Below are 12,104 nucleotides of genomic sequence, written 5' to 3' on the forward strand. Positions count from 1 at the left end.
GAACCTTAAATCCCAATTGGAATTGTATAAAGCCCTGTATCTTCATCTTCTTTTACAAGAACGTTTACCCCGTAGACTTTTTTCATAAGCTCATTTGTAATTACTCGTTTTGGAGTACCTTTTCTTACTATTTGACCATCCTTCATAGCAATGATAATGTCACTATATCGAATAGCCTGATTGATGTCATGGAGTACCATTACAATAGTTATGCCTAATTCTGTATTCAATTCTTTAATCAGTTCTAATAACTCATATTGATAATAGATATCCAAATAAGTTGTCGGTTCATCTAAAAATAGAAAAGGTGTATGTTGGGCTAAGGTTAAGGCAATCCAAACTCGTTGTTGCTCTCCACCAGATAAGGTATGGAGCTGATGGTTTCTTTTTGCTAATAAGTTAGTCTTGTTAAGAGCCCATTCAATTGCTTTAGCATCTGCTTTTTTATTTTGAGAAAAAATTAACCGATAAGGTAACCTGCCATAACTAATTAATTTTTCTACTGTCATATCAGCTGGAGCGCTGTTTTTTTGATGAACAACCGCTACTTTTTTAGCGAATTCCTTTGGCTTAAAATCAACTAATCGTTTACCGTCTAATCGCACGCTTCCTTTGTAAGGTGTATAGTGTTTGGACAATACTCCAAGTAGTGTTGACTTTCCGCTGCCATTCGGACCAATGATCGTAGTTATTTTACCAAGATCAATTTCTCCGCTTATATTGATTAGATGATTGTTTTTATGGTCGTATGAAAATGTAATATCTTTAAGTTCCATAAACTCGATCACTCTTCCTTAGTAAAAGTATGAGAAATGGCCCACCGATTAATGCCATAATAATTGAGGCAGGAATTTCATTTGGTGCAATGATGATTCTTCCTAACGTATCAGATAATAAAATTAACAAAGCCCCTAGGATTGCTGAAAAGGGGATAAGAACTTTATGGTCCGTCCCTACTAAAATGCGCCCAATATGAGGTACAAGTAAGCCGACAAATAAGAACAAGCCAGCTGTTACCGTTGCAATGCCAGCTAACAAAACAGCAATTGATGAAATAACAAAACGAGCAACATTTACATTTAACCCTAAGCTTTTAGCGGTTTTATCTTCTAATGCTAAATAATTACACCAAGCAAATACCAAAAACGCCAAGATTAACCCGATCGTACCGTAAACAACGATGATTTCAACATCTGCCCATTTCTTCATAGATAATGTGGAGGTTGTTACTTCTTGCACCATGGAAGAGGTATAGCTCCCGCGATAGTTAAAGGTTTGGCTTAAACTTGTAAAAATAGCATGAATAGCTACCCCGATTAAAATCATGCGCAATGGATTCAATCCCGACTTCCAAGAAAATGAATAAACTAGGAAAAAGGCTATCGAGCCACCTAAAAAGGCAAATAACGGGGTATAAAAGAATAATGTTGGAAAAATACTTACCATCAACATACTCATGAATTCTGCACCAGATGATACACCAATAATCCCAGGTTCAGCTAACGGATTTTTCATAACTGCCTGTATAAGTACACCAGAAACGGATAGTGCTGCTCCGGCAAATATAGCAATAATTATTCTTGGTAAACGCAGATCTTTAATGACCTCGACATTGTCATTTGTTCCAGATATCAACCCTTGAATAAGCTCCACCAAGGATACGTGAATACTTCCTGAAGTTGCAGATAATACGATTACGAGGCTTAATAATAAAATAATTGTCATAAAACTAATGATTCGCTTATTCACCATGGACACCCTTTTCTATCTCGTTACTTTCATTTTCTTCAGGATACAACATGCCAAACAATGCATCTAATGCTTGGGGAGCAGCCAGATTAGCGGTTGTACCGAAAAGAAGTTCCTCTAAGTCATACACCCGGTCATTTTTTACCGCGTTAAAATGCTTCCAAATATCATTTTCCTTAAATTCTTTATCAAACATCTTAACTACTTCATCAGGCATACCGTGTGCTGCTCGTAATATAATATCCGGGTTTGCCCGTTGTAAATATTCTGTATTGGAAGCTAGGTATTCGACCTTTTCTCCTGAAAACACGTTGGTTCCACCGGATATTTCTACCAAATTTCCGATATAAGAGCGATCAGTTGCTACTAAATAACTACCTGGTACTCCCATTAAAATAAGGACACGTGGAGGTTTCTTTCCTTGAATTTTTTTATTAATTTCAGCTACCTTCTCTTCAAAAGTTTGTACGATTTTTTCTGCCTCTGCTTCGCGATCATACTCTTTACCAAGATCGATTATCTCTTTATGCATATGTTCTATACTTTGTAAATTGACATATCGGGTATGAATGCCTGCATCATCAAATACAGATTCTAAATCGTATTTTAGTGTTGTTACAGACATTACTTCTTTGGGATTTAACGACATAATTCGTTCCATATCAGGACTCATCGGATTCCCTACTTCTGTTACGCCGTTATATCTCTTTGGTAAATCTTTATGGCTTGTTGGGATTCCAATTAAGTCCAGTTTAAGTGCATCCAATATTTCTGTAACGGCAACTGTAGTAGCAACGATACGATTATTTTCAGGGTCACTAGCTTCTCTAACAGTAGTTTTTCCATTTCCTTCTCCTGAGCAACCACCTAATCCAATGATTACTGTAATCAAAAGAAATATGAATTGCTTTTTCATGAGCATCATGGCTCCCTTATCGTAAAAATTGTAAAGTGGGAGTCTTGTTTCGTGTGCAACAAGACTCCAATAATAGTTGTTACATCATTGAACGTATTTTTTACGTAATTTAATTACTAGAGGGATTAAAGAACCTAATAATAAACTAGTAAATAAAACAAGTTTAGCTGTATCGCTTGTACTTGGATTGTTGATTTGTTTTCCCTTTTCTTTAGTAGTGGCTAGACTCTGTTTATCACCGCGATCTTCATTACGATCAAATATTGGCCTTTGTTCTTCTTTATTCTCTTGTTTTTTCAAAGGCAGTTTAGTCACATCTATATTTTTTTGCTGCGGGTAGGATTCTTCTTCCTTAAGGAATTGGATGGAGTTAGGATCAAAATGAAATTGAATATCATATTCATGGTGATAATTTAATTCTGGAATATCAACCTTTACCCAGCCATCTAATTTGGTAAATAAATCTTCTACTGCAAATTCCACGACACGAGTATCTGCCTTAGAATCATGACTTAATACTTTTGGATCAATTAGCTTTCCTTTGTGATATACTTTAAAATCTGTAATCCACGAGCTGTTTTTTAAGGTAATAGCAATCTTTTTTTCTCCATTTTTTACTTTTAAATGACCTGGGCTGACGACATAATCATTCATAACAGATACTTGATTCGTATTATTTTTTAATACGCTATAAGCAATCGAATACTCTCCCTCTTTCAAGTTTTTTGGATCGATCTTTTTATTCGATTCGGTTGGCTGTTTAGTCTGTTTTTTCGGTTCTTTATTTGAATTTTCCGACTTATCAGTGGGAACTTCTGGCTTTTTATTTAGATCTGTCTGATCTTTATCGGGTTGTTTAACTTCTACTTCTTTTAAACTATTTTGATTGAACGATAGTCTAAGTGGTTGATCTCCTTTGTGCGATCCGACCTTGTATTGTACGTTTGCATTCAGGATAGTTGCTAGCTGATTCAACTCATACGTAACTTTTCTCCAATTTTCGGCTTCATTTATATTTTCTTCTACCGGTTCCTTTCCATCTATTTGGAATGCCGTAATTGTTCGATGATCATTTAAGGTGAGGGTAAGGTGAGTTTTTCCATCTTTTACAGATAAGGAAGCCGTCTTATCAATATATCTTGACATGCCGGATGGCTTGTCCTCTTTAGCATGTAATGCAGCAACTTCGATCGTATAATTGCCGTCATCTACTTCTATAATAGCTGGAGTATTCTCGTCCTTACTAGGCTCTTCTGGTATTGGTTTTTCCGGATCAATCGGTTTTTCTACTAACGGAATATGGGATTGATCGAATTTAAAGCGAATATTATACTTGTTATCATATTCAAAGCCGGGGATTCCCGTAACGATGATATGGACTTTAGCAATTACCATTTCTTCAAGGTTAGGAACATCGAATTGGACAACGCGAGTATCTTCTTCTTTATTTTCACTAATCACTGACACATCCATAAATTTTCCGTTATTTTCTACTTTAAAATATTGCCACCAAGAACTGTTTTTCAATGTTGTCTGAACCGTATATTTCCCATCTTGAATAATTAACTTAGCTGGTTTTTGTAAATAATCATTGGCTACAGAAGTGTTATCTTCCTTTTCCTGCCAGACAACAAACGGTAATTCATACTCGCCATCTGCGAATACTTTTTCATTTGTCTCGGCAGCTGCAACTGGTGATAAGACCGGTATAACAGTCATAAGCATTAAGAATGTCAATAAAAGTATAGAGCCTAACTTTTTCATTTCCTTCTCCTCTTTCTGTTCCCAATTTATTTAACTGCGATTTTTCTTATCATGATGAACCCGGAAGCGATTAAAGCTACTACTAGTAAAACGATTGGTGTTTCGTCAGACGTTTTTGGGTTTTTTTCGGCTTTTTGTTTTGTTCCAACATTCTGGTTAGCATCCGACTTTTCTTTTTTTGCCGACACGTTATCGACTTTATCTTCGTTTGTACTTGTTTCTTGGTTCGGACTAGCTACTAAGCCGGATGTGTCAAATTGGAAACGTACTTTATACTTATTGTCATAATCAATATCGGGTACAATAACATGTATGGTTGCGTTAACAAGTTGATCTAAATCTGGAACTTCAAATTGTACAACTCTTGTATCGTTATCTTCACTTACTACAGTTACTGGTTTGGATTGAACATGGAATGATTGCCACCAAGAACTATTCTTTAAAGTAACCTGGACTAAATTTTTACCGTTTTTAACAATGAGTTTGGCAGGGGAAACGAGATAATCATTTGTCATGGATCTTTCATCCGTATCTCCTTTTAAAACTGTAAAAGGTAGGCTGTGTTCCCCTTCAACATACGTTGCCGCTGCATTTACATGATTAACATGAAATGAGAAAAATGTTATGAGTATAATAAAAAATGGAATATTAATTTTTTTCAACTTAAATTCTCCTTCTTTTTCTTATTTGTTTTTCGAATCATGTATATCATCACAAGAGCAAGAACTATGATACAAACCATGAGGATGATGACTAGATTACTGATTTTTGTGTCACTTTCTTCGTGCTCTTTAGTGATCTTCTGTTCTTTCGTTGTTTTGAAGTGTTCTTCTTTTATTTCCAAATTAACTACGGATTGTTCATCTAGTTTTTCCAAACTATCTAAATCAAAATTAAAACGTACTGTATAGTGGTGGTCATAAACTGGTTCCATCGATTCAATTAATACATGCATTTTAAACTCAATGGGTTCCGTTAAATCTCGATCCACCTTAAACTGAACAACTCTTGTATTTTCTTTTTTATCTTCACGGATTACTTTCACATCGACAAATGAATCTCCTATAGGTGCCTGTAATTCTTTCGTCCATGCACTATGATTTAACGTAAACCGTATATAGTGCTCACCATTATGTACAATGTATGTTGCAGGTTTTTCAAAATAATCATTAGCAATTGATACGGAGTCTGTTTCTGCATGTAATATTACGTAATCCAGTGAATATACTCCTTCTTCCACATTTGGTAACTTAGCTTTTGCATCGCTACTTTTAAATGGATACCAAACATAGGTGAAAGCATAAAGGAATAGTAAAGTAATAACTGAGATTTTATGGCGATGTTTCTCCATTACTAACCTCCAATCGTCAAAGATATTGATTCTCATTATCAATTAGGTATAAAATAAAAAGAAGTTTCAATAACTTCTTAACTCTAAAATAGATACTTTAAATGTGTATTTTCTTTTCCCACCCCCTTGTTAATAATGAGAATCATTTTCATTTAATTATCATCTAATACCATAGCAAATTTTAATAGAATGTCAACTATAATTTTATTTATTTATTTTATTTTTAAAATTTTTTATTTTTTGTTGACAATGAGAATCATTATCACCTATAATAAGCGTTAATTGAGAATTCATATCATTTAAACACTAGGAGTGTATGTATGCGGCAAGATAAATTCCTTATTTTATTCATCTTACTACTTATTCTCGTTGGCTGTAGTAATCAGGATGGGGTAACAGCAAAGAATAAAAAAGCGCCAAAGGAAAATGCCTTTTCTATTACTGATTTTGCTGATCGAACCATTGATTTCGAAACAACTCCCGAAAAAATTGTAGCACTCAGTCGTGGAGACGTAGATATTATCTATGCATTAGGAAACGAAGTGGTCGGTCGCCCATCGGGAGAAACGTCTGTCGAAGAAGCAAAAAAAGCTCTTGAAGTTGGTTCTACTCACAGTATGGATGTAGAAAAGATTACCTCGCTCGAACCTGACGTCGTATTGGGTAATCATCCAATGAATACGAAGGATGTACAGGTAATAGAAAATATGGGAGCAGACATGGTACTAAGTCATGCTAACTCTGTTAAAGATATTCAAGAGCAAATTGCACTTTTTGGTCAGTTACTCCATAAGGAAAACGAGGCACAGCAACTTATAAATATGATTGATGATAAATTAACAGCGATACAGCAATCAAAGGTAGAAAAGAAACCAAGAGTACTATTAGTTTATGGTGCACCTGGAACTAATATGGTAGCATTACCAAATTCACTAGGCGGGAATATTTTAGAATTGGCAGGGGGATTAAATATTGCTAGCGATTATCCAAGCTTGGAAATGTATCCACAATATGCCCAATTAAACGCTGAAAGAATTATTAAAGCCAATCCACAAGTGATTTTAATAATGACTCATGGTGATCCTGAAAAAGTGAAAAATAGTTTAGTTAAAGATATGTCACAAACAGCTGGTTGGCATGAACTGGAGGCAGTTAAAAATAATCGCGTACTAATTCTACCTTCCGATCTGTTTGGAACAAATCCCGGGACAAAAGTGATCGATGCATTAGATTATCTTCATGAATTAATCAAAGACGTGAAGAAGGAATAAAGGATGTCAGTAAAAAGAAGAAGTCTACGCAGAAAATATGTATCTATTCTTTCTCCGATACTTTTATTGCTTGTGATCTTTTATGGTATAACATATGGACCTGTTCCAATCACTTTGTCTGAAACATGGACTGCATTATTTTCAGATGGAAACACATTTCAGAAAAAAATAATTGTGGACATACGCTTACCTAGAGTACTGTTAGGGTTGTTAGTAGGTGGATGTTTGGCAGCATCAGGCGCTTTATTACAAGGCGTTATGAAAAATCCGTTAGCTGATCCTGGAATTATTGGTGTCTCATCAGGAGCTGGACTGGCAGCAATTATTACAATGGTACTTTTACCGGAGTTTGGCTATTTATTACCATTGATGGCATTTACAGGTGCTTTGTTCACATCACTAGTTATTTATTTACTAGCATGGGATCAAGGAGCATCACCTGTCAAAATTATTTTAGCGGGAGTGGCTATTAATGCCTTGTTAGGAGCAATCATGAATGGAATTATGGTTGTTTACAGTGATCGTGTTCAATCTGTATTGCCTTGGCTTTCTGGTGGATTAACAGGGAAGGGATGGTATCATTTAGAATTTATGGCACCATATGCCACTATCAGTCTATTAGCCTCATTTTTGGCAATCAGACCTGCTAATCTTTTATTATTGGGTGACTATTCAGCTAAACTTTTGGGGCAACGTGTGGAGATTCAACGTTTTTCACTCATTTTATTAGCTTCATTATTGGCAGGAGCAGCGGTTAGTGTTGCAGGTTTAGTTGGTTTTGTTGGGTTAGTAGTCCCACATATTATCCGGTTATTAATTGGCGATGATTACGCTTTTTTACTACCATTTAGTATTGTTTATGGTGGGATTCTTGTTGTACTTGCTGATACGATTGCAAGATCTTGGTTTGATCCAATTGAATTGCCGGTTGGAATATTACTTGCATGTTTAGGAGCACCATTCTTTTTATTTTTACTTAAGAAACGGAGAATATTGTCATGAATGCTATCCGTATGAATGAAATTAGATTAAATGTAAGCGACTTTCAATTAGCTAATATTTCTTTATCCATTCCAAACCAGAAAATCAGTACGATTGTGGGTCCCAATGGGTCCGGTAAGTCAACACTATTAAAAGTTATTAGCAAACTGCTAGTGGCAGACAATGGATCTGTATATATATACGAAAAAAATAGTCAGTCCTATAAAACTAGAGAATTCGCAAAGAAAATCACCATGCTACCACAAGCCAAAGATCATCTGCCTAATTTAACAGTTAAAGAATTAATCTCATTTGGCAGATCTCCATATAAACGTTTTTTTATTAATCGATTATCGAAAGAAGACGAGGAAATCATTTATGAATCAATGAACATAACGAATACAGCCATCTATGAAAATCGTATGTTTTCTAGTTTATCAGGAGGGGAACAACAGAAGGTTCGTATTGCAATGGCTTTAGCACAACAAACAGACATTTTATTATTAGATGAGCCGACTACTTATTTAGATATTGCCCATCAATTTGAAGTTATGGAGTTGCTGCAATTTATTAACGAAAGTTATAAGATGACAATTATTATGGTTTTACATGATCTGCAACAAGCTGCTATGTATAGTGATTATATGATTGCACTTAAAAACGGGAAGATTGTAGATAAAGGGAAACCAAAAGAAATGCTAACAGAGGACTTTTTAGCAAATGTTTATGAGATACATGCACGGATTATCTATGAAGATAGTTATCCATTGATAATACCTAAATTAAGGAGGAAACACCATGTATATCGTTACAAATAGAACAAAAATAAAAAAAGATAAAGGTTATCAGTTAGTCAATCGTTTTAATAAAGTTGGTAAAATTGAGACAATGGAAGGTTTTTTAGGTTTGGAAGTATTAGTGACAGATAAGCTAAAGGATTATGATGAAGTGACTATTATGACGCGTTGGGATACAGAGGATTCCTTTAAAAAATGGTTAAAAAGTGATGCATTTAGGGAAGCACATACCCATCGTGGTGGGAAACCGGATTATATTATTACCAATGAAATATCTTATTATGATGTAAAGATAGTTCGTAAGCCGATTGTTCCTGCATAACTAGTTTGCAGTCAAGAGGTGTACTTCAATCATATTAGGATTCATGAAAGGTTTAGATGCACATTGTTGATTACCTATATTCACAAGCAACCCCCCGTCTTGTGAATATGGTAAACATATATTTATTGATAGAGATAAATAATTAGTACCCCCTCTCACTCTTTTCTTTAACAGATAATGGATGTTCTGTATGGTATACACTTTGAAATGTGTATGCCTCTTTCTTTACGCTAGAATCAGGTTATTCCATAGGCAAAGTCATACCCAAAATAATAGTAATCGGACTTACTTACTTTTTTTCTAAAGTCACATGACAAAGAAGGTTAATAATAGTGGTACTAACCCAGGAATCAACGAGGGCATTCCAATTACACAACTCTATGGATTCTTGAAAAAGAAATCTAAGGTAGATAGGAGTGATAGCGGGGGAAGGGTGATGATCTTAAATGAACCACTTATTTAAAAAAGGAGGTGGTTCTTTTTTTGAATTATAAAATTGAAAAAATTGTCTGGATAAACGGAGATAATTTTAATCATGAAGTTCAAATCTAAGTAAGAAAACACGAATTAAATTAAAGGATGGTTGAACTGAGATTTTGTATTTATTACTGAGGTTACATGATGAATAGAGTATAGAATGGATACGGCAGGTGCATTTCAAAATGATAAAAGATACAGGATGGATGTCTTTTGGATCGTATATTATATCGGTTAATGGCGATGGCAAAATTTCTATTTTTAAGCACAGAGAAGCCTCTAAGCTAATTTTTACTTTTGTGTTTCCTTATTCATAAACTGCCAAAACCTTACTAACTTATCCACGTTTTCAATTGGATTCTTGCTTAATTCACTTAAAAGTTGTTTTTCTTTCATTTGCTTTACAGTGAATAATTCGGCATCGGTTAGAATAAAGCCGTCTGTGATTTCATACTTAACAGGATGTTTTGGCTCATCAATAATACCTAATAAATAATCTGTTGAAACATCTAGTTTCTTAGCTAGTAATCTAACTGTTTCCAGGGATGGCTCATTTCTTCCTTGTTCATAGTAACCATACGCACTAGTAGTAATATTTAGCTCCTTAGCAAGATCCTTTTGACTATATCCAGCTTCAACTCGTACATCAGTTAATCGCTCACTAAATCTGTACATGTAATTTTTCCTCCTTTCTATTATTCTTAGCAAAATTATACAATTAGAAATTGTAAAAGAGAGATAATACAACGAAAATTTTATTTTTTAGTTATAAACAACAAAAAGTTGTTCGTTTTAAAGAATGGTAATAGACAAACTGTGTTTAAAAAGGTGCCTGGTAGCTAGCACTGTTTCCTAGGAAAATAGAATAATTGAACGATAATGATACATAAAATGGTAGGGTTTTAGATCAGAAAATTCAAAAATATAAGTAGAAAGAAATTTTGAAGGCTTCAGTAAAGAGAGGTAGAGGATTCAATAACATAGGTCTGGAAGATATTGAATTACCTAAAAGGCAATGAGTTGAAAATAAAAGCCTATTTATTTGTGGAACTGATATTCTTGTTTAATAGATAAGTAGCGTGGTGGTTATTCTGATATTTTAGACATAAATATTCTGATAATCGAAGAGACTGGAAAACATGTAAAGGGATTGAAAAGGGTGACAAAGAAGTTTCACATAAGGCAGTAATTACTTTAGTTCGTGTCATTATTGTAAGCAAAGATTGATAGTGCAGTGTATTGAATGGAAGTCATCTGGTTCAGGTAAAAAGGAAGTATTTACAGAATATGTTTTTTAAGTCCAAGTTACCTCGGCTATATAATTCCACAAACAATTCGTTTAGATGAAGGTACATTAATAGAGCCTTTCCCTTGTATTGTAAGAAGCGTAATTGAAAGAGGTTGGGTAAAAGCAGGTGATGACGTCTTGGATGCAGAACCAGGAATAATCGGACTAGCACTTTAAGTTATTCGGGCAAGTGGTGATAACTTGAAGTAATAGGGGAGAGGCTAATGACATTGCTAGATTAAAACTTGCTAACGAACTAGGTGCAACAGAAATTTTAGTAATAGACCAACAAGCTACAGAAAACATAAATTCTTTTAAAGACTGTTACAGTGCAGCATTTGAATGTACCGAATCAGAGGCAGATAATTGTTTACATTTCTAAAGAAAACAGCACTTTTTGTTCAAGTAGGATGGTATGGAGGGAAGATTCACTTTGATCATGATGTGATTTTACAATTTCAATCCACGCACCCTATGTAGGATGCGACTGACATAATCGCAGGTCTACGCGATGGTATGGACAATTTCAATCCACGCACCCTATATAGGATGCGACAGCGAATATCGCCTAAATGTTTACAAAAAATTAGCGATTTTTCTTTTTTGATACCAAAAAATTAACATTTAAGCTATTATCTATCTATTTTATTCTATTTTCAGGTGTAATACAAACAAATTTTTGGTGCGAATCCCCCGGGTTTTCATGTGCACTTAGGGTTCGCACTAAATAGGAGTATATCATTATTTGTTCTTACCAGACTGTAAATGGAAAAATTAAAGATGTTTGATAATTACAGATAGCTATTAAATGATGGATTTTGTTTTGGCGCAAAAGATAGTTTTATTTTGACCATGAACTATTGTACAAGTATCTTGTTAGGGAACAAGTTTTCTAAGCTTATAAAATATATATCCTTAGTTGAATTTATTTAAGGATAGTAAGGGCTTTAAGGTAAAACATTTTTTATAACAAGATAATTTGTATAGAAACAAAAAACCATATATGTAAAAAATTTTATATTCAATTTACACAATTTAAAATTGTTTATATTGATTAAAACAACTAAATGTTGTATAATCTATTCAAATTAATAAATGACTAGATTCATAAAGTGTAAGGGGGGAATTCAATTTGTATGTTCGGATAATTCCTAATAATTTTAAATATAGAACAAATAATAACTAAAT

11 protein-coding genes are annotated in these 12,104 nt (G+C 34.2%); 4 read left to right on the top strand and 7 right to left on the bottom strand.

All coding sequences use genetic code 11. The features are described from left to right. Positions 1-5: 5 nt before the first annotated feature. The 6 genes from BN1066_RS11260 to BN1066_RS11285 form a co-directional block, all read right to left on the bottom strand. Positions 6-776, bottom strand: a complete 771-nt coding sequence (locus BN1066_RS11260) for an ABC transporter ATP-binding protein (RefSeq protein ID WP_077319526.1) — start codon at positions 774-776, stop codon at positions 6-8. Next, entirely contained in the window at positions 766-1,749 is a 984-nt protein-coding gene (locus BN1066_RS11265; RefSeq protein ID WP_077319528.1) for a FecCD family ABC transporter permease, read from the bottom strand. The genes BN1066_RS11260 and BN1066_RS11265 overlap by 11 nt, the downstream gene beginning before the upstream one ends. Beyond that, positions 1,742-2,665, bottom strand: coding sequence for a heme ABC transporter substrate-binding protein IsdE (isdE, locus tag BN1066_RS11270; RefSeq protein WP_077319530.1), 924 nt, complete (start codon positions 2,663-2,665; stop codon positions 1,742-1,744). Before isdE ends, BN1066_RS11265 begins: the two co-directional genes overlap by 8 nt. Positions 2,666-2,749: 84 nt before the next feature. After that, positions 2,750-4,429: an NEAT domain-containing protein gene (locus BN1066_RS11275; RefSeq protein WP_077319532.1), complete on the bottom strand. Its 1,680-nt coding sequence runs from the start codon at positions 4,427-4,429 to the stop codon at positions 2,750-2,752. 26 nt (positions 4,430-4,455) lie between these two features. Beyond that, entirely contained in the window at positions 4,456-5,091 is a 636-nt protein-coding gene (isdC, locus tag BN1066_RS11280; RefSeq protein WP_077319533.1) for a heme uptake protein IsdC, read from the bottom strand. Then, positions 5,088-5,780, bottom strand: coding sequence for an NEAT domain-containing protein (locus BN1066_RS11285; RefSeq protein ID WP_179104363.1), 693 nt, complete (start codon positions 5,778-5,780; stop codon positions 5,088-5,090). Before BN1066_RS11285 ends, isdC begins: the two co-directional genes overlap by 4 nt. 320 nt (positions 5,781-6,100) lie before the next feature. On the opposite strand from BN1066_RS11285, the gene BN1066_RS11290 reads away from it, so the two are divergent. The 4 genes from BN1066_RS11290 to isdG are packed head-to-tail and all read left to right on the top strand — an operon-like array spanning position 6,101 to position 9,151. Further along, entirely contained in the window at positions 6,101-7,051 is a 951-nt protein-coding gene (locus BN1066_RS11290) for an ABC transporter substrate-binding protein (protein ID WP_077319537.1), read from the top strand. Between the two features lie 3 nt (positions 7,052-7,054). After that, complete coding sequence (locus BN1066_RS11295) at positions 7,055-8,053, top strand: FecCD family ABC transporter permease (protein ID WP_077319539.1); 999 nt, start codon at positions 7,055-7,057, stop codon at positions 8,051-8,053. Next, positions 8,050-8,850: an ABC transporter ATP-binding protein gene (locus BN1066_RS11300; RefSeq protein WP_077319541.1), complete on the top strand. Its 801-nt coding sequence runs from the start codon at positions 8,050-8,052 to the stop codon at positions 8,848-8,850. The genes BN1066_RS11295 and BN1066_RS11300 overlap by 4 nt, the downstream gene beginning before the upstream one ends. Continuing rightward, positions 8,831-9,151, top strand: a complete 321-nt coding sequence (isdG, locus tag BN1066_RS11305; protein ID WP_077302306.1) for a heme oxygenase — start codon at positions 8,831-8,833, stop codon at positions 9,149-9,151. The genes BN1066_RS11300 and isdG overlap by 20 nt, the downstream gene beginning before the upstream one ends. Before the next feature lie 768 nt (positions 9,152-9,919). On the opposite strand, the gene BN1066_RS11310 is transcribed toward isdG, so the two are convergent. Next, positions 9,920-10,303, bottom strand: coding sequence for a helix-turn-helix domain-containing protein (locus BN1066_RS11310; protein ID WP_077319543.1), 384 nt, complete (start codon positions 10,301-10,303; stop codon positions 9,920-9,922). Positions 10,304-12,104: the final 1,801 nt, after the last annotated feature.

The sequence above is a fragment of the Virgibacillus proomii genome (assembly GCF_900162615.1).
Taxonomy (GTDB): domain Bacteria; phylum Bacillota; class Bacilli; order Bacillales; family Amphibacillaceae; genus Virgibacillus; species Virgibacillus proomii.